This is a genomic window from Streptomyces sp. NPDC048590 (assembly GCF_043199535.1).
In the GTDB taxonomy this organism is placed as follows: Bacteria; Actinomycetota; Actinomycetes; order Streptomycetales; family Streptomycetaceae; genus Streptomyces.
The window spans coordinates 638,821-661,685 of record NZ_JBICWC010000004.1 but is presented as its reverse complement, the minus strand read 5'-3'; the positions used below and the strand labels follow the sequence as shown (position 1 = coordinate 661,685).

Annotated in this window: 20 protein-coding genes and 1 tRNA gene; 12 read left to right on the top strand and 9 right to left on the bottom strand. The window is 71.8% G+C overall.

What is annotated here, in order from left to right; genetic code table 11:
* Positions 1-31: 31 nt before the first annotated feature.
* Positions 32-709, bottom strand: a complete 678-nt coding sequence (locus tag ACGFNN_RS15335; RefSeq protein WP_393556029.1) for a DUF461 domain-containing protein — start codon at positions 707-709, stop codon at positions 32-34.
* A gap of 639 nt (positions 710-1,348) precedes the next feature.
* Here ACGFNN_RS15335 and ACGFNN_RS15330 point away from each other — a divergent pair.
* The 10 genes from ACGFNN_RS15330 (at position 1,349) to ACGFNN_RS15285 (ending at position 13,186) form a co-directional block, all read left to right on the top strand.
* Positions 1,349-1,831, top strand: coding sequence for a CarD family transcriptional regulator (locus ACGFNN_RS15330; protein ID WP_006380568.1), 483 nt, complete (start codon positions 1,349-1,351; stop codon positions 1,829-1,831).
* Between the two features lie 407 nt (positions 1,832-2,238).
* Positions 2,239-3,000 carry a 2-C-methyl-D-erythritol 4-phosphate cytidylyltransferase gene (ispD, locus tag ACGFNN_RS15325; protein WP_365095827.1) on the top strand — a complete coding sequence of 254 codons (762 nt, stop codon included), beginning with the start codon at positions 2,239-2,241 and terminating at the stop codon, positions 2,998-3,000.
* Entirely contained in the window at positions 2,990-3,526 is a 537-nt protein-coding gene (gene ispF, locus ACGFNN_RS15320; RefSeq protein WP_393556027.1) for a 2-C-methyl-D-erythritol 2,4-cyclodiphosphate synthase, read from the top strand. Before ispD ends, ispF begins: the two co-directional genes overlap by 11 nt.
* 117 nt (positions 3,527-3,643) lie before the next feature.
* The gene (locus ACGFNN_RS15315) at positions 3,644-4,246 is read left to right on the top strand and encodes a GNAT family N-acetyltransferase (protein WP_393556025.1); all 603 of its coding nucleotides are present in this window, start codon (positions 3,644-3,646) and stop codon (positions 4,244-4,246) included.
* 27 nt (positions 4,247-4,273) lie between these two features.
* Complete coding sequence (locus ACGFNN_RS15310; RefSeq protein WP_393556023.1) at positions 4,274-5,788, top strand: ABC transporter substrate-binding protein; 1,515 nt, start codon at positions 4,274-4,276, stop codon at positions 5,786-5,788.
* Positions 5,789-5,792: 4 nt separating this feature from the next.
* Positions 5,793-7,505, top strand: a complete 1,713-nt coding sequence (locus ACGFNN_RS15305) for an ABC transporter permease subunit (RefSeq protein ID WP_393556021.1) — start codon at positions 5,793-5,795, stop codon at positions 7,503-7,505.
* Positions 7,502-8,749: an MFS transporter gene (locus ACGFNN_RS15300; protein WP_393556019.1), complete on the top strand. Its 1,248-nt coding sequence runs from the start codon at positions 7,502-7,504 to the stop codon at positions 8,747-8,749. The genes ACGFNN_RS15305 and ACGFNN_RS15300 overlap by 4 nt, the downstream gene beginning before the upstream one ends.
* 54 nt (positions 8,750-8,803) lie before the next feature.
* On the top strand, positions 8,804-10,204 hold the full coding sequence (gene cysS, locus ACGFNN_RS15295; protein WP_393556017.1) for a cysteine--tRNA ligase: 1,401 nt from the start codon (positions 8,804-8,806) through the stop codon (positions 10,202-10,204).
* A 105-nt stretch (positions 10,205-10,309) separates the two neighbouring features.
* Entirely contained in the window at positions 10,310-11,266 is a 957-nt protein-coding gene (gene rlmB / locus ACGFNN_RS15290) for a 23S rRNA (guanosine(2251)-2'-O)-methyltransferase RlmB (protein ID WP_362669481.1), read from the top strand.
* Between the two features lie 276 nt (positions 11,267-11,542).
* Positions 11,543-13,186, top strand: a complete 1,644-nt coding sequence (locus ACGFNN_RS15285; RefSeq protein ID WP_393556015.1) for a DoxX family membrane protein — start codon at positions 11,543-11,545, stop codon at positions 13,184-13,186.
* A gap of 138 nt (positions 13,187-13,324) precedes the next feature.
* Here the strand turns inward: ACGFNN_RS15285 and ACGFNN_RS15280 are convergent, their stop codons facing one another.
* From ACGFNN_RS15280 to ACGFNN_RS15265, 4 genes are all read right to left on the bottom strand, one after another.
* Positions 13,325-14,044 carry an NDP-sugar synthase gene (locus ACGFNN_RS15280; RefSeq protein ID WP_393556013.1) on the bottom strand — a complete coding sequence of 240 codons (720 nt, stop codon included), beginning with the start codon at positions 14,042-14,044 and terminating at the stop codon, positions 13,325-13,327.
* A 36-nt stretch (positions 14,045-14,080) separates the two neighbouring features.
* Complete coding sequence (locus tag ACGFNN_RS15275; RefSeq protein ID WP_362548153.1) at positions 14,081-14,494, bottom strand: hypothetical protein; 414 nt, start codon at positions 14,492-14,494, stop codon at positions 14,081-14,083.
* Between the two features lie 237 nt (positions 14,495-14,731).
* Positions 14,732-15,868: an ABC transporter ATP-binding protein gene (locus ACGFNN_RS15270; RefSeq protein WP_393556011.1), complete on the bottom strand. Its 1,137-nt coding sequence runs from the start codon at positions 15,866-15,868 to the stop codon at positions 14,732-14,734.
* A 343-nt stretch (positions 15,869-16,211) separates the two neighbouring features.
* Positions 16,212-17,612 (bottom strand): RNA-guided endonuclease InsQ/TnpB family protein, encoded by a 1,401-nt coding sequence (locus ACGFNN_RS15265; RefSeq protein WP_393556009.1) that lies wholly within the window; start codon positions 17,610-17,612, stop codon positions 16,212-16,214.
* A gap of 155 nt (positions 17,613-17,767) precedes the next feature.
* Between ACGFNN_RS15265 and ACGFNN_RS15260 the strand changes: the two genes are divergently transcribed.
* Positions 17,768-17,840, top strand: a tRNA-Thr gene (locus ACGFNN_RS15260).
* A gap of 128 nt (positions 17,841-17,968) precedes the next feature.
* On the opposite strand, the gene ACGFNN_RS15255 is transcribed toward ACGFNN_RS15260, so the two are convergent.
* The 4 genes from ACGFNN_RS15255 to ACGFNN_RS15240 form a co-directional block, all read right to left on the bottom strand.
* The gene (locus ACGFNN_RS15255; protein ID WP_393556008.1) at positions 17,969-18,334 is read right to left on the bottom strand and encodes a hypothetical protein; all 366 of its coding nucleotides are present in this window, start codon (positions 18,332-18,334) and stop codon (positions 17,969-17,971) included.
* An 83-nt stretch (positions 18,335-18,417) separates the two neighbouring features.
* The gene (locus ACGFNN_RS15250; RefSeq protein WP_393556006.1) at positions 18,418-19,113 is read right to left on the bottom strand and encodes a TNT domain-containing protein; all 696 of its coding nucleotides are present in this window, start codon (positions 19,111-19,113) and stop codon (positions 18,418-18,420) included.
* 244 nt (positions 19,114-19,357) lie between these two features.
* A complete protein-coding gene (locus tag ACGFNN_RS15245; protein ID WP_393556004.1) occupies positions 19,358-19,972 on the bottom strand; it encodes a hypothetical protein in 615 nt (204 codons plus the stop codon).
* Between the two features lie 515 nt (positions 19,973-20,487).
* Positions 20,488-21,879, bottom strand: a complete 1,392-nt coding sequence (locus ACGFNN_RS15240; protein ID WP_393556003.1) for an NAD(P)/FAD-dependent oxidoreductase — start codon at positions 21,877-21,879, stop codon at positions 20,488-20,490.
* A gap of 63 nt (positions 21,880-21,942) precedes the next feature.
* Here ACGFNN_RS15240 and ACGFNN_RS15235 point away from each other — a divergent pair, with 63 nt between their 5' ends.
* Complete coding sequence (locus ACGFNN_RS15235; protein ID WP_393556001.1) at positions 21,943-22,854, top strand: aminoglycoside phosphotransferase family protein; 912 nt, start codon at positions 21,943-21,945, stop codon at positions 22,852-22,854.
* Positions 22,855-22,865: the final 11 nt, after the last annotated feature.

Here is a 22,865-nt window from a genome sequence, read left to right as displayed (position 1 = left end):
CACGCGTGTGACGTCAGGTACCGCCCGCGGATCAGTGACCGGCGTCGGCGGTGTCTCCCGCGGCGGCGTCGTCGGACGGGGAGGCCGAGTCGGTCGGCGTGGCCGAGGGGCTGCCGGACTCCTCGCCGGGCGCCTGGGACTCCTCACCGGGGGTCTCGGACGCGTCGTCCGAGGGGGTGGGCTTCGGCGACGGCACGGCACTCGGGCCGAACTTCTCGAAGAAGCTGGTCGCCGGGACGACGGACGCGCCGAGCGCGATGTCACCCGTCTCGCTGAAGGTGAACGCGACCGTCTGCACGTCGCCGTTCTTCCCCGCCTCACGGCCGTTCTCGATCACGGCCGAGGCGTTGTTCTTCCCGCCGATGACGAGGCGTCCGCCGGCCGGGACCACGAGCGGACCCGAGCCCTTGGCGGGCTTCAGTTCCACGGTCGCACCGGTGCCCGGCAGCGAGATCTTCTCGACGATCTCGCGCTTCGCGCCGTCGTTGAACAGGGTGGCGGCGACCACCGCCGGCCCCTCGGCGTCGGCCTCGGGCTGGGTGATGATGTTCAGGTTCTGGATCTTGATGGAGTCGACAGTGGTGGCCGCGTTGTCCGGCCTGACCTGAAGGGTCTGTGCGTCGTTGCCCGCGCCGCATGCGGAGAGGGCGGCGATCGAGAACACGATGGCAGTGGCGGCGAAGGCGCCGTGTCGAAGGCTGCGGCTCACGGCGGCGGCAACTCCTTGAACGTTCGGACTGCGGACTTCGGACTCTGCGGACAGGAAGGCCCGAGCGGCCGTAAAGCCGCCCTAAGTGTGTGTCAGCGGCCTCAGGTTACCGAGCCGCGCTCCCGGGTCCGCACCCGACCCGCCCCTCCGGCGCGGTCCGGCCTCCGCGCCCCGCCCTCGTGATCCGGACCGCGGGGGATTCGGGCGGCGTACACAAAAACGCGGGTCGGCGGTGCCTTGAACGACGGATGATCGATTTCCCACCGGTGGCGCATTTCCCGCGCATAATCCGGCCGCCCAATCCGGTGGACCCGGGCCGTTGATCAATTTCATTGACCGCGAGGCTAAGAGCCGAACGAGTGATCCAGATCCGAACGGAGTACGGAAAGTTCACCGTCCGGAAACCGACAAAACGGGACTTTCGACCTCTTCTGGAGGGCTTCCGGCATGTGTGACGCACACGTTTCAGCCCTGCCGCACCCATGCTCCGACCTGCGAATATCGCCTTCCGGAAGGCTGTCGCAGCACGTTCGTGTCTCAGTTGTCAAGCCCCGAGATATGCCCTGACCTGCGAAAACGCCATTCAGGAGAAGCAGTTCTCGTGTTACTCTGGATAGCCACGGAAGGGGTACCTGTCACATGACGTTCAAGGTTGGCGACACCGTGGTCTATCCCCATCACGGGGCCGCGCTGATCGAGGCTATCGAAACTCGCCAGATCAAAGGCGTGGACAAGACCTACTTGGTGCTCAAGGTCGCCCAGGGCGACTTGACGGTTCGTGTGCCGGCGGACAATGCGGAGTTCGTCGGTGTGCGTGACGTAGTCGGGCAGGAAGGGCTGGACCGGGTCTTCGAGGTGCTTCGCGCGCCGTACGCCGAAGAGCCGACGAACTGGTCCCGACGCTACAAGGCGAATCTCGAGAAGCTTGCCTCGGGCGATGTCATCAAGGTCGCGGAAGTGGTGCGTGACCTGTGGCGTCGTGAGCGTGAGCGCGGACTCTCCGCAGGTGAGAAGCGCATGCTCGCCAAGGCCCGCCAGATCCTGGTGAGCGAGCTCGCTCTTGCCGAGAACACCAACGAGGACAAGGCCGAGGCCCTGCTCGACGAGGTTCTCGCGTCCTGAACCGGACGACACCGGTCGACCGGATGACGCCGGCGAACTGAATCCGGTCGCACGACAACATGCCGCGGTGCCCGCTGACCATCCGTTCCTACGGAGAGTCGTCGGGCGCTGCGGCATGTTCGGGTCCAATATGACATGTTCGCATCCGAAAAGGACCGGCGTGTCCCGACTGGTCAGCGTGTCCCGAACGAGTCCGCCGGAGCGGTGGCACGCGCGCGTCCGTGCACTCTCCGGCGGTCATCTGCCCCGGGTTCGCCGCAACTCGTCCGGCCGGGGTTCACGGAAGGGGTCCCGGCCAGGTCGAGGCGTCGCGCCCGGTCCTCCCCCAACCTATGGCCGGGGGCACGCCCAGGCCATACCCACGTACGCCCCGGAAACAAACCTGCCGAAGCTTCGGAGTGCTACCGATGTCATCGATGTCACCGCCGCCCGCACCGAGCCCCTCGCGTACCGCGGCGGTGATCCCCGCAGCGGGCCGCGGCGTCCGGCTCGGCCCGGGTGCCCCCAAGGCGCTGCGCGCGCTCGGAGGTACCCCCATGCTGATCCACGCCGTACGGGCCATGGCCGCGTCCCGTGCCGTCTCCCTCGTCGTCGTGGTCGCACCCCCGGAGGGCGCCGCCGAGGTGAGGAACCTCATCGACGGTCACGCGCTGCCCGAGCGCACCGACTACGTCGTCGTGCCCGGTGGTGCGACACGCCAGGAGTCGGTGAGGCTCGGCGTGGAGGCCCTCCCGGGTGATGTCTCCGTCGTGCTGGTGCACGACGCGGCGCGGCCCCTCGTCCCGGTCGACACCGTGGACGCCGTCGTCGAGGCGGTGCGCGACGGGGCTCCCGCCGTGGTGCCGGCGCTGCCCCTCGCCGACACGGTCAAGGAGGTCGAGCCGGGGGACCCGGGCAAGCCGGAGCCGGTGCTCTCGACCCCGGTGCGGGCGCGGCTGAGGGCCGTGCAGACGCCGCAGGGCTTCGACCGGGACACGCTCGTGCGGGCCCATGCGGGCGTCGCCGTCGACGGTGAGGGCGCCACCGACGACGCGGGCATGGTCGAGCGGCTGGGTTCGCCGGTGGTCGTCGTGCCCGGTCACGAGGAAGCGTTCAAGGTGACCCGCCCCCTGGACCTGGTCCTGGCGGAGGCCGTACTCGCACGACGGAGGGCGAACGATGGATTCTGAGGCAGTGAGCGAAACGACCGGGGAGGCGCGGGGGCAGGCGGCGCCGCTGATCCCGCTCGTCGGCATCGGGACCGACATCCACGCGTTCGAGGAGGGGCGCGAGCTCTGGTGCGCCGGTCTGCTGTGGGAGGGCGAGGGCCCCGGTCTGGCCGGGCACTCCGACGCCGACGTCGTGGCGCACGCCGCCTGCAACGCGCTGTTCTCGGCCGCCGGACTCGGTGACCTGGGGCAGCACTTCGGCACCGGCCGTCCCGAGTGGTCCGGCGCCTCGGGCGTCACCCTGCTGACCGAGGCCGCGCGGATCGTGCGCTCCGAGGGCTTCGGGATCGGCAACGTGGCCGTGCAGGTCGTCGGCCTCCGCCCGAAGATCGGCAAGCGGCGCGACGAGGCGCAGAAGGTGCTGTCGGCGGCGGTGGGAGCCCCGGTGTCACTCTCCGCCGCCACCTCGGACGGGCTCGGCTTCACCGGCAGGGGCGAGGGCATCGCGGGGATCGCGACCGCGCTGGTCTACCGCACCGGCGTCTGACGCGGAGGGCCCGCCGGCGGAGGTCGCGCGGGCCCGCCCTCTTGTTGCACACCATTCGCACGTACGCTGTTTCCGCAAGGGAAGTGCCGTACGGGTCGAGGGTGAGGGTGAGCTTCAGTGGTGAGCGCGACCGCCGGGGTGGCGGTGTCCGCCGCCGATGCGGACGGATACGTCCTGCGGATCGCCGAGGCCCATGACGTCGGTGGCGCCAGGGCCGTGATGCTGGACACCGTCTACCACGATCTGCGATCGGGCTACGTGCCCCGCTGGCACGGCGACATCATCGACCTCGAGGGCGCCTATCTGCGCCCCGAGCGCTGCACCCTGATGGTCGTCGTCCGGGGCGGCGAGGTCGTCGCGACGGGTGCCGTGCGGGACCGGGGGCCGCAGGCGCCGCCCAATCCCCGCTGGGTCGCCGACCGCTTCCCGTCCGTCTCGACCGCGCAGCTCTGCCGGATCTACGTACGCCCCGACCACCGCCGGCACGGCCTGGCCCGCAGGCTGGTGCGGGAGCTCGGCGACTTCGCCGCGCGAGCGGGCGGCTACACCTCGCTCTACCTGCACACCGACCCGTCCGTACCGGGCGCCGAGCCGTTCTGGCGGTCCCTCGCGCACGAGGTCTGCGACGAGCGGGAGCTGCCGGGAGGCGGCCAGGGCATCATCCACTTCGAACTGCCGATGCCAACCCCGGGGGATCGCCCGGGGCCGCCCGTCAGGTGATAATCGTTTTCACGTAAGGTCTCCGTCATGCCCACGCCTCGAAGCCGCCGCTCCCGGCTGCCCATCCTCGCCGCGTCCCTTCTTCTCCCGCTCGCCGCCTGCTCGACGTCGGGCGGTTCAGAGGCGTCCGGCGACGCGCAGCGGCTCAAGGTCGTCATGGCGTTCCCGCCGGCCCAGGCCATGTCCCCGTACGGGGACGACGCGGTCACCCTCAGCCGGCTCTCCGTCGTCGAGGGGCTCACCGGCCTGGACGAGAACGGCGCCGCGAAGCCGGCCCTCGCCACGTCCTGGAAGCAGAGCAACCCCACCACCTGGGACTTCACCCTCCGCGACGGCGTGGTCTTCCAGGACGGCGCGAAGGTCGACGCCGGATCGGTGGTCCGTTCCCTGACCGCCGCCACCAAGGCGTCCCCGCTGCCCCGTGCGCTCTCGGGCACCACGCTCCGGGCCACCGCCACCAGCGGAAGCACCGTACGCGTCGTCACCGGGAAGGCGGACCCGCTCCTGCCGCAGCGGCTCGCCAACCCCTCGCTCACGATCCTGTCCGCCGGGGCGTACGAGAACGGCAAGGTGAACCCCGCGGGCCACGCCACCGGCCCGTTCACCCTGACCCGCGTCAAGGGCGCGGTCTCCGCCACCCTCGAGCGGAACGCGGACTACTGGGGAGCCAAGGCCAAGTCCCCCGGCGTCGACGTCACCTTCGCCGCCGACGGCACCGCCCGCGCCAACGCCCTGCGCACCAAGGCCGTCGACGTCGCCGAGTACGTACCGATCGCACAGGCCTCGCTCCTCGGCGACGAGTTCGTCCACGAGTTCCCGTCCGCCCGGACCAACGGCCTCTCGCTCAACACCACGCGCGGTGTCTTCGCCGACCCGGCCATGCGCGCCGCGGCCCGCGAGGCGATCGATTCCAAGGCCCTGGTCGACGGCGTGTACGAGGGCCGTGCCGACACCGCGCAGGGACTCTTCGGCCCCGGCATCCCCTGGGCCGCCGGCCTGCGGAAGGACCCCACCGGCCGGACCCCGGCCGCGAGCCGGGCGGAGGTGTCCCGGACGAAGGAGATCGTCCTCGCCACCTACACCAACCGGCCCGAACTTCCCGAGGTCGCGACGCTCGTCCAGCAGCAGCTGGAGAAGAAGGGCTTCACCGTCAAGCAGGTCGTCCGTGACTACGCGCAGATGGAGGCCGACGCGCTCGCGGGGAAGTACGACGCCTTCATCCAGGCACGCAACACCCTCCTCGACACCGCCGACCCGGCCTCCTACCTCGCCTCCGACTTCACCTGCGACGGCAGCTCCAACATCTCCCAGCTCTGCGACAAGAAGGTCGACGCCGCCGTCGCCGACGCCTCCGCGCAGAAGGACCTCGACGCCCGGCACCGCGCGGAGATGACCGCCGAGACCGCGGTCCTCGGCACCGACGCACTGGTGCCCCTCGTCCACGAGCGCTTCGTCCAGGGCTACGACGAGGCCCGCGTGGAAGGTGTCGCCCTCGACCCGATGGAGCGCGCCCTCATCACCGCCGACACCCGCGTCGGGTGACCACGTGAAGTACCTGGCGGGCAGGCTCGGCGCCCTGCTGGCCGTCGTCGCGGTGATCGGCCTGCTGCCCTGGCTGACCCGGACCGATCCCGCGCTGACCATCCTTCACGCCCGCTACGCCGACCGCCCGCCCACGCCGGACGTGCTCGACGCGATCCGGACCGAGACGGGGCTCGACGGCGGCCCGCTGCACGTCCTCGGCGGCTGGGCGTCCGGACTGCTCCACGGCGACCTGGGGGAGTCCTGGGTGTCCGGGCAGCCCGTCCGCCCCGACGTGACGTCAGCACTCGGTGTCTCCCTCACCCTCATGGGGGCGTCGCTCCTCGTCGCCGGCCTCCTGGCGCTCGCCCTGGCGGCAGGCACGCTCCGCAGGGGCGCCCGGCGCCGGCTCACCACCACCCGGGCCGGCGTCGGCGCCGCCGCGCTCGCCGCACTGCCCGAGTTCCTCGTCGCCGCCGTCCTGGTCACGGTGCTCGCCGTACAGCTGGGCTGGTTCCCCGCACTCGGCTGGGGCGGCCCCGCGGAGACCGTGCTGCCCGCGGTCGCGATGGGGATCCCCGCCGGGGCCCTCCTCGGACGGCTGCTGGACGACGCCCTGCCCGCGGCGTTCGCCGAACCCTGGGCCCGGGCCGCCACGGCCCACGGGATGCGCCCCCTGCGGATCGCCGCCCACGCCCTGCGCCGCACCCTGCCCGCGCTGCTGCCCCAGATCGGCCTCGCCGTCGTCGGACTCACCGGCGGCGCGGTCGCGGTCGAGACGCTCTACGCGATACCCGGCCTCGGGGGCACCGCCCTCTCCGCCGCCCTGGCGCAGGACCTGCCCGTACTCCAGGCATGCGTACTGCTCCTGCTGCTCCTCGGCGTCGCCGCCGGACTCGCCGCGCGGCTGAGCTCCCGGGCCCTGCTCGGCCCGGCCCGTGCCGACGGCGCACTGCCCCCGCTCGTCGCGCCGCACCTCCCCGCCCGTCGCGCGGTGGTCGTCGGCGCGGCGGTCCTGGCGGCGCTCCTGCTCGCCGTGATCGCTGCCGGGCTCCTGCGCGACCCCCTGCACGCGGACACCGCGGCACGCCTCGCCGCACCCTCGCCCGCCCACCCGCTGGGCACCGACTCCCTGGGCCGCGACATCCTCGCCCGCCTCGGCCGCGGGGCGGTCACCACCGTGCTCACGGCGGTCGCGGTCAGCGCGGTCACCCTGGTGCTGGGGCTGCTCGCGGGGTTCCTCCGCGCCGGAGCCCTCACCGAGACGGCCAACGCGCTGCCCGCCGTCCTCTCCGGGCTCGTCGTCGCGGGCATCGCCGGACCCGGCCCCTGGGGCGCGGCGGCGGCCGTCGCCGTCGTCGCCTGGGCCCCGCTCGCCGCCCACACCTCCGCGCTCCACGCCCAGGAACGCGCCGCCCCGCACGTCGACGTGGCCCGCGCCCTCGGCGCCGGGCCCTGGCACCGCCTGCGCCGCCACGTCCTGCCCGGCGTCGTGCCGCCGGTGGTACGCCACGCCGTCCTGAGGGTGCCCGCCATCGCCCTGGCACTCGCCTCGCTCGGCTTCCTCGGCCTGGGCACCCCCGCCCCCGACCCGGAGTGGGGCCGCATGCTGTCGGAGAACATGCCCTACGCGGAACGCGCCCCCTGGGCGGTCCTCGCGCCCGCCGCCGCTCTCGCCGCCCTCGGCGTGCTCGCGGTGCTCACCGCGGCGGCCGTACGCGGCGGGAGGCGCCGGTGACGGTGCGGCCGGAGGTCCGGCCCGTCACCGGCGCGCGGCTGAAGCCCTACATCCGGCTCCTGACCGCCACCCAGTTCGCCTTCAACACAGGCTTCTACGCCGTCCTGCCCTATCTCGCGGCCCATCTCGGCGACGGGCTCGGCATGGCGGGCTGGCTCGTCGGACTCGTCCTCGGCCTGCGCACCTTCAGCCAGCAGGGCCTCTTCGTCATCGGCGGCGCACTGACCGACCGCCACGGACCCCGCCCGGTGGTCCTCACCGGCTGCGCCCTGCGAATCGCCGGCTTCTGCTGGCTCGCTCTGGCCTCCTCCACCGCCGGGGTGATCGGGGCCGTCCTCCTCATCGGCTTCGCCGCCGCGCTCTTCTCACCCGCCGTCGAGTCCGAGACCGCCAGGAGCGCCGTCACGTACGAGAAGGAGACCGGCACGCCCCGCGCCCAGGTGCTGGCGGTGTTCTCCGCGGCCGGGCAGGCCGGGGCGTTTCTCGGGCCGCTGCTGGGAAGCCTGCTGCTGCTCCTGGGGGGCGGGTTCCGGACCGCGTGCCTCGCCGGCGCGGTGGTCTTCGTCGCGGTGCTTGCGGGGCACGCCCGCCTCATGCCCCGTCGGCCCCGCAGGGAACGGACGGCCGGGGCGGGCGCGGCGAGCGTCCGGGACGTGCTCGTGAACAAGCCGTTCCTCCTGCTCTGTCTCGTCCACAGCACCTATCTCGTCTCCTACAACCAGCTCTACCTCGCGCTGCCCGAGGAGGTGGAGCGGGCGACCGGCTCCCAGGCGGCGCTCGGCGGGCTCTTCGCGCTCTCCTCGCTGCTCGTCGTCGTCGCGCAACTGCCGCTGACCCGCTGGTCGGCGCGTCGCGTAGCGCCCCGTACGGCCCTGGCCGCCGGTCTCGGGCTGGTGGCCGCCGGCTTCGCCGCCGTGCCCCTGGCGCCGGGCGGCCCCGCCGGGCTGCTCCCGGCCGCCGTGTTCGTCGTCCTGCTCACGCTCGGCCAGATGCTGCTGGTCCCGGCCGTCCGCGGGCTCGTCCCCGACCTCGTGGACGACCGCCGGCTCGGGCTCGCCACCGGAGCCCTCTCCTCGGTCTCCGGCCTCGCGGTCCTCGTGGGGAGCGCCGCGACCGGCACGCTTCTGGGCGCCCCGGACGGGGTCATGTGGACGGTGCTCGCCGCGGTCCCGCTGACCGGCGCCGTCCTCGCCCTGGGGACCGCCGGAGGCCGGCGCGCCGACGCCGTCACCGATCAGTTGTGACACGTTTTCCACAGGGGGCGCCGGGCACTGGTGCGGGCCCACTACCCTTGAGGGGTGACTATTCGCCTGCATGACACCAACGCCCGGCAGATCCGTGACTTCGTCCCGCTCACCGCGGGCTGTGTCTCGATCTACCTCTGTGGCGCGACGGTGCAGGCAGCCCCGCACATCGGGCACATCAGGTCCGGCCTGAGCTTCGACATCATGCGCCGCTGGTTCGAATACCGCGGCTACGACGTCACGTTCATCCGGAACGTCACGGACATCGACGACAAGATCATCAACAAGTCCGCCGAACAGGGCCGCCCCTGGTGGTCCATCGGCTACGAGAACGAGCGCGCGTTCAACGCCGGCTACGACGCCCTGGGCTGCCTCCCGCCCACGTACGAGCCGCGTGCCACCGGGCACATCACCGAGATGGTCGAGATGATGCGCGGGCTGATCGAGCGCGGTCACGCCTACGAGGCCGACGGCAACGTCTACTTCGACGTCCGCTCGTACGAGGGATACCTCGAGCTGTCCAACCAGGAGCTGGACGATCTCCGCCAGCCCTCCGGGGACGGCGAGACCGGCAAGCGGGACAAGCGCGACTTCGCCATGTGGAAGTCCGCCAAGCCCGGTGAGCCCAGCTGGGAGACCCCGTGGGGCCGTGGCCGGCCGGGCTGGCACCTGGAGTGCTCCGCGATGGCCCACAAGTACCTCGGCAGCGCCTTCGACATCCACGGCGGCGGCATCGACCTGATCTTCCCCCACCACGAGAACGAGATCGCCCAGGCCAAGGCCTTCGGCGACGAGTTCGCGAAGTACTGGGTGCACAACGGCTGGGTCACCCTGGCCGGCGAGAAGATGTCGAAGTCCCTCGGGAACTCCGTGCTGGTCGCCGACATGGTCCAGCGGTGGCGTCCGATCGTCCTGAGGTACTACCTCGGCACCCCGCACTACCGGTCCATGATCGAGTACAGCGAGGAGGCCCTGCGCGAGGCCGAGTCGGCGTTCGCGCGGATCGAGGGCTTCGTCCAGCGCGTGGTCGAGAAGGCGGGCGGTCCGGTGGAGCCCGCCGCCGAGGTTCCGCTCGCCTTCGCCGAGGCGATGGACGACGACCTGGGCGTCCCGCAGGCGCTGGCGATCGTCCACACCACGGTCAGGCAGGGCAATTCCGCCCTCGCCGCGGACGACAAGGAAGCCGCCGTCGCCCGCCTCGCGGAGGTGCGCGCGATGCTCGGCGTCCTCGGCCTCGACCCGCTCGACCCGCACTGGGCGGGCGAGAGCGACCGCGGCGACGATCTGCACGGCGTCGTCGACACCCTCGTACGGCTCGTGCTCGACCAGCGCCAGTCGGCACGCGAGCGCAAGGACTGGCCCGCCGCCGACGCCATCCGCGACCAGCTCAACCAGTCCGGTCTGGTCATCGAGGACAGCCCCAGCGGGCCGCGGTGGTCCCTCGGACCGCGCTGAGCGGACCGCGCACCATGCGTGAGCAGCGCAAATGTGCCGCCCGGCCGTCCGGGCGGCACACTTTCACTTGACGACGTTTTTCTGAAGCAACGAAACAGGTAGGTCATGGCCGGGAACAGCCAGCGCAGGAACCGCCGCACGTCCAACAAGAAGGGCATGCAGGTCGGCAGCGGCGGTAACCGACGCCGTGGTCTCGAAGGCAAGGGACCGACGCCGCCCGCCTCCGCCCGCAAGGGACACAAGAAGAACAGGGTGGCGAACGCCCAGGCCAAGCAGGCCGCGGCCCGCCGTCCCGCCCCCCGCCGTGGTGGCGTCAAGGGCACGTCGGAGATGGTCGTCGGCCGTAACCCGGTCTTCGAGGCACTGCGTGACGGCGTGCCCGCGACGACGCTCTACGTGCAGCAGTACATCGACAACGACGAGCGGGTCCGTGACGCGCTCAAGCTCGCGGGCGAGCGCGGCAACATCAACCTGATGGAGGCCCCCCGCCCCGAGCTGGACCGGATGACGAACGGCCTGAACCACCAGGGCCTCGTCCTCCAGGTCCCGCCGTACGAGTACGCGCACCCCGAGGACCTCACCGCCGCCGCCTACGACAACGGCGAGGACCCGCTGATCGTCGCCCTCGACGGGGTCACCGACCCCCGGAACCTCGGCGCGATCGTCCGTTCCGTCTCCGCCTTCGGCGGTCACGGCGTGGTCGTCCCCGAGCGCAGGGCGGCAGGCATGACCGCCGGCGCCTGGAAGTCCTCGGCGGGCACCGCCGCGCGCACGCCCGTCTCCCGAGTCACCAACCTGACCCGGGCCCTGGAGGGTTACCAGAAGGCCGGCCTGACCGTCGTCGGTCTCGCCGCCGACGGTGAGCACACCGTCGAGGACCTCGAGGAGCTCGCTGGCCCCGTCGTCATCGTCATCGGCAGCGAGGGCAAGGGCCTGGGCCGCCTCGTCGGCGAGACCTGCGACTACCGGGTCCGGATCTCCATGCCGGGTGGCGCGGAATCGCTGAACGCCGGCGTCGCCGCCGGCATCGTCCTCTACGAGGTAGCCCGCCGCCGGGCCTGACAGCCGCCGGGACGCCCGGGACCAGGACCCCGGGTCCCGGGCCCGGGCGCCTCTGCCCCCGGCTCCGCGCGCCGTCCGTCCGTCCGACGCCGCCGCCGGGCCGGACGGGCCACGTCAGGCGCCCGTACCGGCCCCTCCCGACCGGCGGCCCGACTCCACCCGGGCCCCCCACGAGCGGCCCGGGCGGGGCACGGAAGCCGGTCCGGGGACCGTTGACGGGTCTCGGACACTTCGGGCGCGTCAAGGCAGTGTCCTAATCACACATCACTCGGTTAGATGAGTGTGGACACCAGAACGCCTCGGTTCGACGATCAACCCCCCTTGAGCATGACGAAGGTGGACAGCGACCCCGCGCAGGTCATCGTCAGCCACGCCAGCTTCCGGGTGCAGCTCGCCCCGGGTCAGCGCACCCGTCTGCGCCCCGTGGGCTCTGCCGGACCGGTCAGGATCCCCGCCATGGGCGGCGCCGGCGGACGCCGGCGAGCTCCTGTCGTCTGGAGCGGCAGGTCCGAGCCGGGCGACCCCGGCGCGACCGGGCTCCTGCAGGCCGTACGGAACTCCACCGCCGGCCACCTCGACTCCCGCCCCGGCGGGGACTTCGGCGCGGGCTACGACGACGCGGGCGGAGGCACCCAGGTCATCCCGCGCCTCGACGAGACCCAGCCCAACCCCGTGCTCGTCGCCCCGCACCGGACCGGAGGAGGCAACGGCGGGCCGCTGCTGCCGCCCATGCGGCAGGCCGTCGGCGCCTACGACTCCCTCGAGACGCCGTCCCACGACGCGTACGGCCTCACCGACGGTCAGGGCCACGAGGGCGAGGACCAGGACGGTGGGTCCGCCGGTGAACGCCGGCACGCCGGCGACTCCGTACGGCACGCCTACTACCCCGGCCGCCGGATGAACCTCGGCGTCGTCCTGCTGCCGCTCCGGGTGATCCTCGGCTTCCTCTCCATCTACGCGGGCATGGGCAAGCTCTGCGACCCCGCCTACTTCGACGGCGGCGACCGCGGCTCCATGGTCAAGTGGCTGACCTCGCTGCACCCCTGGGCCGCCGCCGAGCCGCTGCGCGACTTCGCCCTCGGCCACCCGGTCGCCTCGGGCCTCTGTGTCGCCTTCCTCCAGGTCGTCGTCGGCGTCCTCACCGTCCTCGGACTCTGGCAGCGGGTCGCGGCCGCCTTCGGCGCGCTGCTCTCCGCCGCGCTCCTGGTGACGGTCAGCTGGCGTACCGCCGCCGCCTACGACACGCCCGACATCATCCTGCTGGCCGCCTGGAGCCCGCTCGTCATCGCCGGCGCCCCCGTCTACTCCCTCGACGGGCGTCTCGCCGGCGAGGCCTGGCGGACGCTCGGCCCGCGTTCCGAGATCTGGGACCTGCGGCGCCGGGTACTGCGCCGGGGCAGCGCGGTCGCGACCGTCGTGGTCGGTCTGACCCTGCTGGTCGGTTCCATGCTCGGCGGGGCGGTCCGTTCCACCGAGGTCGTGACGGTTCCCGGGCCCGACAGCTACCCGACGAACCAGCTGCCGGGGTCGCCGCTGCCGGGCGAGTCCAAGGGCGAGAAGCGCAAGCCGTCGTCGACGCCGGAGGGCCGTACGCCCGAGGCGGCCCCCTCCAGCGCCCCTGGCACCCCGTCGGCCGAGGAGTCGACGCCGGGCGGCGAGTCCTCGCGTGACTCCGGTCCGACGGCGGGTGCGGAAGCGGGCACCCCGAGCCAGACGCAGGGCACCGGCCAGGCGCCTCCGCAGGAGCCCGCCCCGCAGGAGCCCCCGACGGGTGACGCGGGCCCCAGCTCGTCCGGTTCGGCGGCCTCCGGCGGCTCCACCGGCGGTGCGGACGACGGCGGTTCGACCGGCGGCTCCGACGGCGGTTCCTCCTCCGGCGGCGGCGCGGGCCAGAACCCCATCGGCGGCCTGCTCGGCTGACGGCACCACCACACACCGCGAGGGCGGCCACCATGCACCGGGTGGCCGCCCTCGCGCATGCCGTGCGAATGCGAGCGTCGTTCCCCACAGTAGGTGGGCCGGGGACGCCATCCACGTGTGCCGCGGGCACGGGGGCCGTCAGCGGCCCGTGTGGCCGCCCAGCTCCTTCGCCGCCTCCGTGAGGTCCTTCGCGGTGTCGATGGCCCGCCAGTACGCCCCGTGCGGCAGCGGGAACCCGGCCAGCCGGCGCTCTCGGGCCAGCCGGGGGAAGGTCGTCCGCTCGTGGTCCCCGCGCTCCGGCAGCATCCCGGTGAACGCGGGCGCGAAGACGTACACGCCGGCGTTGATCAGGTAGGGGGACGGGGGCGACTCGATGAAGTCGGTGATGTGCCCGAAGGCATCCGTCTCGACCGCACCCCACGGGATACGCGGACGGGCCAGCGCCAGCGTCGCCGTCGCGTCCCGCTCGGCGTGGAAGGCCGCCATCTCCCGCAGCGAGAACCGGGTCCAGATGTCACCGTTGGTCGCGTACCAGGGCTCCGACGGGTCGGGCAGCCGCGCCGCCGCATGACGAAGACCGCCGCCCCGGCCCAAGGGCTCGGTCTCGACGACGGTCGTGACACGCAACGGAAGATCGACGGAATCCAGCCAGTCCCGCAGCACGTCCGCGAGATGGCCGCACGAGATCACGGCGTCCGTGACGCCCTCGGCGGCCAGCCACGACAGCTGATGGCCGATGATCGGCGTCCCGGTTCCCGGGATCTCGACCATCGGCTTGGGGCGGTCATCGGTGTACGGGCGCAGCCGCGAGCCCTGACCACCCGCCAGGATCACGGCCTGCGTCGGATACGTATGCATGCGAGGCACGATAGGCCGTGCCCCGGCGCACCCGGCTCAGCTGAACTGCGCGACGCCCGAGGCGAACGAGGTGTCGCAGACCGGGCGCGAGAATCGGTGGGCGCGGGTCGGGCCGTACTGGTCGACCGCGGCCTTGCCGAGCGACCTGGCGATCGACATGCAGTGCTTTGCCAGCGAGGGGCGGCCCTCGACCGTGCGCTGGAGGTGCGTCAGCGCGACACCCGGGTCCTTCTCGCGGAGCTCGAGCAGGAGCTTGTCCCGGAGGATGTCCTGAGGTGCCTTGGCCTTCGCCTGCTTCGACACGGTCTCGGAGGCGGCGGTCAGCAGCTGGGTCTCTGTGTCCTGCCCCGACCACTGCACGCGGGTGACCGCGAGGGTCCCGGACAGGACCATGACGACGGGCAGTACGAGAGCTAGGGTTCGGCCGATTCGGCGCGCGGTGTGGGTCACGCAGGCGAGCGTAGCGGGCAGTGATGACTCGGCGACATTTCGTCACCCTTGCGGGGGATGGTTCGAGTGGCTTTTTCGAATCGCCCGTTGACGGCTGAGGGTGAATTGACCGGTGTGCCGGGGTATTTGGGGCCTGCCCGAGCCGAAACCCGAAGGCGATCACGACACGCGAACGGCCCCGCGTCCGGAAGGGACGCGGGGCCGTGGCGACGGGAACCGGCTGTGTGCCGGACCGGATCAGTCGGTCAGGCGCTCGCCGGTCGAGGTGGCGAAGACGTGCAGCTCGTCCGGGCGCGGGACGACGTGCAGCTCGGTGCCCTTCTCCGGGACGGCGCGGCCACCGACACGGACCACCAGGTCCTTGTGCTCGCCACCGACCTGCGCGGCACCGTAGACGAAGCCGTCGGCGCCGAGCTCCTCGACGACGTTGACCGAGACGGCGAGGCCGGCCGGGGCGTCCGAGGTGGCCTTGGAGAGGCCGGTCGCGGCAGCGCCACCGTGCTCGACGATGTCGAAGTGCTCCGGGCGGATACCGACCGTGACGGTGGTGTCACCACGGTTGGCGGCCGCGGTCAGCGCCTCGCGGGAGACCGGGACGACGCTGTTGCCGAACTTCACGCCACCGTCGGTGATCGGGACCTCGACGAGGTTCATCGCCGGGGAGCCGATGAAGCCGGCGACGAAGAGGTTCGCCGGGCGGTCGTACATGTTGCGCGGCGAGTCGACCTGCTGGAGCAGACCGTCCTTGAGGACCGCGACACGGTCACCCATGGTGAGGGCCTCGACCTGGTCGTGGGTGACGTACACGGTGGTGATGCCGAGGCGACGCTGCAGCGAGGCGATCTGCGTACGCGTGGACACACGGAGCTTGGCGTCGAGGTTCGACAGCGGCTCGTCCATGAGGAAGACCTGGGGCTCACGCACGATGGCGCGGCCCATCGCCACACGCTGGCGCTGACCACCGGAGAGCGCCTTCGGCTTGCGGTCCAGGTACTCGGTGAGGTCCAGCATCTTGGCGGCCTCTTCGACCTTCGCCCGGATCTCGGTCTTGTTCACACCGGCGATCTTGAGGGCGAAGCCCATGTTGTCCGCGACGGTCATGTGCGGGTAGAGCGCGTAGTTCTGGAACACCATGGCGATGTCCCGGTCCTTCGGGGGCAGGTGCGTGACGTCGCGGTCACCGATGCGGATCGCGCCGCCGTTGACGTCCTCGAGACCCGCGAGCATGCGCAGGGAGGTCGACTTGCCGCAACCGGAAGGACCGACGAGGACGAGGAACTCGCCGTCCTCGATGTCGATCTCGAGCTGGTCCACAGCCGGCTTCGTGGAGCCGGGGTAGACGCGGGACGCCTTGTCGAACGTGACACTGGCCATGGCGATGCTTCTCCTCAACCGGCAGGAACGTGCCGGACGATCCGAGTAAAGGGTGATTGGTCCACCTGAGTGAACCTGAGGTGACGCTACCTGGCGGTTTCGAATATGTCAGTAGTTCGAAGGTCACGAAAAATTCGCCGGCGTCGGCAGAGCAACGAACTTTTGACCGTGTGCAGCCCCGAGAGGCAGAGCGAGATACTTTTGACCTCTGCCACAGAAACGGCACTTCCTGCTTCAGCGCCCTCTGCCGACCGGGCGCACCCCTGAGGGGCCCACCCGCCCGGTCTTACATGGGCTCCACAGGCATCACGGCCGACGGCCCGTCGGTCCGTACCGCTCTTCGTCACGCAGCCAGCAGCACGTCTGCCAGCTCCGATGCCTTGATCACAGAGGGTGGCCTCCGCCCCGGCGGCAGCGCGGAGGCCACCAGCCGGTACAGCCGCATCCCCTCGTCCCGGAGGTTCCGCGCCGCATTCACATCCCGGTCATGCATGGCGCCGCACTCCCCACACGTCCACTCCCGCACCGACACGTCGAGCGACTGCCCCTTCGTACGGCAGTCGGAGCACCGGCGCGTCGACGGGAAGAAACGGTCGACGATCACCAGGGTCCGGCCGTACCACTCGCACTTGTAGCGAAGCTGCCGCAACAGCTCCCCCCAGGCCGCGTCCATGATCGACCGACTGAGCGCAGCCTTGCGCCGACGTCCTCTCCCGACCGACGGCCGCAGCAGATTCATGACGGCCAGATCCTCCACCACGAGCACTTGGTTCTCGCGCACGAGGCGGGTGGTCAACTGGTCCAACATGTCCCTGCGCACATCGCTGATCAGCGCATACAGCCGAGCGATACGCACCCGCGCCTTTCCCCGGTTCGCCGACCCCTTCTTCTTCCGGTGCAGCCCCCGCTGCAACCGCGCCAGCTCCTTCTCGTACTTCCGCAACAGTCGCGGATGATCCAGCTTCGTTCCGTCGTCCAGCGTCACCAGCGCCGCCAGACCCAGATCGATCCCCACCACCCTCGGCTCACGCCCGCCCGGCAGGAACACGGCGGGCAACGGATCGAGCCGCTCCTCGACGAGAACCGAGAGGAAATACCGACCGGCACGGTCCCGCGTCACGGACAACTTCACCGGATCCACGCCCACCGGCAACGGCCGCGACCACCGCACATCGAGCGGCTCCGACTGCTTCGCCAGCGTCAACCGCCCCGTGCCCGGAAGCTCCGGATCCTCCACCCACCGGAAACCCGTCCGCACATACGTCGCCGAGTCCCGCGAGCAGTGCTTCCTCTTCCGCTGGGGATACTTCGCGGACTGTTTGAAGAAGCGCGTGAACGCCCCGTCCAGATGCCGCAACGACTGCTGCAGCACCGTCGACGACACCTCACGCAACCAGCCCGTCTCCGACGCCTGCCGCCACCCCGTCAACGCCCGGCACGACTCGGCGAACCCCACCGACACCCGATGCTGCTCCCAGGCACCGGCCCGCAGAGCCAGGCCTTCGTTGTAGACCCAGCGGCAGGCCCCGAAGGTCTTCTGCAGCTGTTCGGCCTGTGCCGGGTTCGGATAGAAGCGGTAGCGGTACGCGCGCTGCCGGGTGCCGGGCTGCTTGGCCCGGCTCTTCATGGCGGTGGACGCGCGGCCGTGGTGCTTTGTGCGGTCGGCGATGCCCAGGGCGTCGCGTTTGATGCGCTCGGCCTCTTCGCCCGTCACCCGTACCGGCCGGTCCACCGTGTCCGTCATGTTCGCTCCCCCCGACTGTCCGATATACGGAACAGCACGTCAGTCCTCTTAACGCACGGGTGGTCGGGTGGTCACGGGGGCGGCGAAACTTCGTGGAGCGGGGGGTGAGCCGCTGTGTAGAGTGAGGGCTTGCGTGCGGTTTCGGCGTGCGCGGTGCCGCCTTAGCTCAGTTGGTAGAGCTCCGGCTTTGTAATCCGAAGGTCGTCGGTTCGATTCCGACAGGCGGCTCAAACACCAGGTCAGCGCCATGCTGGCCTGGTTTTTTGTTGCCTGGGCCGAGAAGCCGTGAGGCTGCGCGGACAGTCGGAGGCCGCGCCGCCTTCGGCCGTCTCGGGGGTCGCACCCGGCACCCGGGTTCATGCGCCCGGCGGGGTGCCGTCGTCGGTGTCCGGGGCGCGCTCGAAGTCCTCCTCGGCCCGGCGCTGGATCCCGTCGGCGTCGGCCAGCAGCCGCTCGACGCGCTCAGGGCCGCCGGGGACGGGCGGGGGTGCGTCGGTGAGCCGTTCGTACAGGTAGGCGCAGGCCTCCGCCTCGGTGGCGAAGCGGGCGATGACGGCGTCCTCTCCGCGCTGGCGGAGCAGGACCGACCAGGTGCCGTCCTCGGGGCGCAGGACGTAGAAGGCGTCGAGCTGGATGGGGACGGGGTGGACGCCGGGGATCTCGTACAGGGCGTCGGGGATGCCCTCGCGGCTGAGGCGTTCGGTGAGCTCGGTGGTGTTCATCGGCGCGGGTCTCCCCCTCTGCGTACGCGCCCGGGCGGGCTCCGGCAGTGCCGGAACCCGCCCGGGAGGGTGCGGTGCTTCGATCAGTTCAGGGCTTCGAGCTTCTCGGCGTTGACGAGCTCGGAGACGCGCTGTGCCGTCTTGTACTGGATGCCAAGGCCGGGCTGGCCGAACCAGGGGCGGATGCGGCCGGCCTCGACGGTGAAGGCTTCCTCGACCCGGTACAGGTGGTAGCTGTACGGGTAGTCGTCGGTGTAGCGGACGAGGTTGCTCGGCGGGATGGCGCGCTTGGCGTACGGGGTGCCGGCCGGGGCCAGGAAGTTGCCGCGGCCGCTGCCGAAGAGGTCGACCAGCTGGCCGACCTTGAGGGTCAGGGTTTTCTTCACGGGGTTGCCCGCGCGGTCGAGGACGAAGCCGTCGTTGTCCGGGTACCACCAGCCGGACTCGCCCGTCACCGGGTTCGTCTGCCAGTAGCAGCCGAGGAACCAGTACGCGGAGGTCGGGCCGGTGCGGTCGTAGCCCCTGAGCATCGTGCCGATGGCGCCGGTCCTGGGCAGGACGCGGGGGCCGAGCCGCCAGTCGTCGAGGTAGTAGCGCTCCAGTGCCGGGTTGGGCGCGCCGTTGGTCGCCCGGGTCCGGTCCTCCGTCGGGCAGGTGGTCCTGGGGCGGGCCGTGGCGGCGGTGTCGCCGGTGTCGGCGTGGACGGTCGTCGGTGTGAGGCCGACGAGGAGGAAGAGGGAGGCGATCGCACTCCAGGCGATGTTCCGCAGCGCCCGCATAGAGGTGGGTCCCTTCGCACTGCCCGTGCTGCCCGGGAAGGGGCGCGTGGGCGTAGAGGTCGCGTGGCGGCGGCCCCGGTCGGGACCGCCGCCAGATGTGATGGACCTCAGTCAATTGCGCCCGTACGACCTGGTGGGGGCAGGGATACGTGCCGTCACCCGCACGGAGTCGCGGGTTCTCCTGATCGGGCTAACTCGCCGTCCGGCGGGGTGCCGGGGTGCCGGTCGCTGGTTGAGGCAGCTCTCAGCCCCGCAGGGTCACTCCGTGGATCGTGCGGAGCCGGTCGATCTCCCACCAGGCCAACGCCGAGACGGAGAGCGGGCCGCCGAGGATCGCGCAGACCTGGATGAGCGGGGGGCCGGGTGGCATCCCCGACACGATCAGGCTGACGACCGCGAGGATCCATACCAGTGCGCCTGTCAGCAGGGCGGGGAGCGCCGCGTGCACCTCGGATGTGCCGAACAGGGTGCGGACGACGGCCGAGGTGGCGAAGAACATGAAGAAGCCCATCCACACCACCGGGGCGAACAGGGCCATGGTGAGGAGTGGGCTGAACAGGCCGCTGTCCAGGTACATCCCGGTGGTCACGTTCACGGAGACGGCCAGGGAGATCAGCAGGGGAACGCAGACGAATCCGCCGAGGTACCAGAGGGCCGAGCGGCTGACGGGCCGTAGTCGCTCTCGCATGCCCGGTCGTGCGGCGGGGGGCGCGAGGCGGAAGACGGCCATGATCACCAGGGGGCCGGTGAGCAGGAGTGCCAGGGGGGTGAGGGCGCTGCGCAGCATGTACTGGCCTTGGAATTCCTCGAAGTCCGCCGCGGTGCCGTAGGCGAGGAGGATCAGGAGGGTCGCTGTCACGGCGGCCCATGCCCTGATCCGCTGTGCGCGCATCACCTGCGGGTCCAGGATGCGGCGGTGGAGGTGCGGGGGGAACCTCCGGTGTGCTTGGCGGCGTGCGGAGCGTGCGAGCGGATAGGCCAGTACGAGCATGAGTGCCGGCCAGAGGCAGCACAGGACGGGAACCCAGACGCAGCCGTGGACGGGTATGCGTCGGAGCAGGTCGCGGAGGGGCGGCCACTCGTCGTCGCGTATTCGCTGCCAGAGAGAGCGGGGTGGTGTGTACGGGGGGTACGGGGGTGGCGGCGGGACGGGGCCGCCGGCGGGCCGCGGTGGTGGTCGGCCATCGTCCGGTCGTCGACCCGGGTCGTACGGGTTCCGTCCGCCTGCGGTCACGACGGCTCTCTCTCCTCCGGGGTGCGGTTGGGCCGGATGGTGACTACATCATTCAACTGGGCTGTGTGAAAAGCGATTTGAGGGGCCCGGTCATTCGGATGGCATTGCCCTCGTGCCGGGCCGGCAGTTGCGGCGGTAGGTCAGTGGCGTCCTGCCACACGGTCTGCGAGCCTGGCGATCCGGTCGGTGGCGAGGGAGCCGGAGCGGGCCTCGCGGCGGTCGGCGGCGCGGTAGGCGGCGTAGAGGGTGTGGACGCCGAGCCAGCGGAAGGGTTCGGGTTCCCAGCGGCGGACCTTGTGGTTGACCCAGGGGAGTGTGGTGAGTTCGGTGGCGCCTGCCTGGCCGGAGTCCTGCTGGATCAGGTCGCGCAGGGTGCGGGCCGCGAGGTTGGCGGTGGCGACTCCGGAGCCGACGTAACCGCCTGCCCAGCCGAGGCCGGTGGAGCGGTCCAGGGTGACGGTGGCGCACCAGTCGCGGGGGACGCCGAGGACCCCGGACCAGGCGTGGTCGACGCGGGTGCCCGCGGTGGTGGGGAAGAGGCGGACGAGGAGGTCGCGCAGCGCCTCGATGGTGGCGGGCTGGGTGCGGCCGTCGTTGTCGGTCGCCGAGCCGAGGCGGTAGGGGACTCCGCGGCCGCCCAGGGCGATGCGGTCGTCCGCGGTCCGCTGGGCGTACATGTAGGCGTGCGCCATGTCGCAGAGTGCCTCGCGGCCGTCCCAGCCGATGGTGTCCCAGAGGGCCTTGGGCAGCGGCTCCGTGACGATCATGGAGGAGTTCATCGGGAGCCAGGTGCGCCGGTGGCCCTTGAGCCCCGCGGTGAAGCCCTCGGTGCAGCGCAGCACGTAGGGCGCGCGGACGGTGCCGTACGGGGTGACGGCGTGCTTGGGCTTGATCTCGGTGACCGGGGTCGACTCGTGGATGGTGACGCCGAGGGCCTCCACGGTGTCGGCCAGGCCCTTGACCAGCTTCGCGGGGTGCAGGCGGGCTCCGTGGGGGGTCCAGCTGGAGCCGACGGCACCGTTGACGCGGACGCGTTCGGCGGTCTCGCGGGCCCCGCGCAGGACGCGGTCCGTCTCGCCGAAGGCGATCTCGACGGAGTGGTAGTCCTTGAGGCGGGCGAGTTGTGAGGGGGTGTGAGCGACTTCGAGGACTCCGCCGTGGTGGATGTCGGCGTCGATGTTCTCCTCGCCGGCGAGGCGGACGACCTCGCCGACGGTGTCGTTCATCGCCTTCTGGAGGCGTACGGCGGCCTCGTGGCCGTGGAGCCTGGCGTAGCGGTCGCGGCCCGCGATGCCGTTGTACAGCCAGCCGCCGTTGCGCCCGGAGGCCCCGTAGCCGCAGAACTTGGCCTCCAGGACGGTGATGTTGAGGAAGGGGACGGCCTTCTTGAGGTAGTACGCCGTCCAGAGCCCGGTGTAGCCGCCGCCGACGATGCAGACGTCGGCGGACGTGTCTCCGGGCAGGGGTTCGCGGGGGGCGGGGGTGCCCTCGTGCGCGTACCAGAACGAGATGCCGCCGTTGACGGTGTCCATGTGTCCCCTGCTTGTCCGTGTGCAGCCAGTCGCTGGAGGGACCGTACCTCTACGCTCGGGGGGGTGATCGACGTACCCGGCGAGCTGGTCGTGAACCTCGGGGAGTACGGGGGTGCGGAGGGTGCCGCCTTCGCGGAGGCGTTGCCCGGACTGGCCGGGAGGTTCCTGGGGGAGTGGGGGCTGCGGCCCGACGGAGCCGCGATGCACGGGGTGTGCGCGCTGGTGCTTCCGGTGGTGCGGGAGGCGGACGGCCGGCGGGCTGTGCTGAAGCTTCAGAGGGTGGACGAGGAGACGGCCGGGGAGCCGGTCGCGCTACGGCTCTGGGGTGCGGCGGGCGCGGGTGCGGTCGCCCTGCTGGCGCACGACCCGGCGACCGGGGTGATGCTGCTGGAACGCCTGGACGAGCGGCGCCCGTTGACCGCTGTCGCGGACACGCGGGCGGCCGTGCGGGTGCTCGCGGGGAGCCTGGCCCGGCTGGTCCGGGTGGAGGCTCCGCCGGGGATGCGTACGCTCGGCGAGGCCGCGGCCCGGATGCTGGAGGCGGCCCCCGGGGCCGCCCGGGTGCTGGCCGCCGAGGACGAGCGGGGGCTGCTGCTTGACTGCGCGGCGGCTGTTCGGGAGGTGGCGGGGGAACCGGGGGACCGCCTGCTGCACTGGGACCTGCACTACGGCAACGTCCTGGCCGGGCGGGCGGAGGACGGCAGGGCGGGGGAGTGGGTCGTGCTGGACCCGAAGCCGCTAGCCGGAGATCCGGGGTTCGAACTGTTCCCCGCCCTGTGGAACAGGTTCGACGCCGCCGAGGTGCTGTGGCGGTTCGATCTGCTCTCCGGTGTGGTGGAGCTGGACCGGGAGCGGGCGAGGGCGTGGACCCTGGGCCGGGTGCTGCAGAACGCGCTGTGGGGGATCGGGGCCGGGGAGCGGCAGCTCGCGGCGGCGCCCGCGGAGATCGCCCGCCGGCTGCTGGGACGGGACTGAGGGGAGGGGCG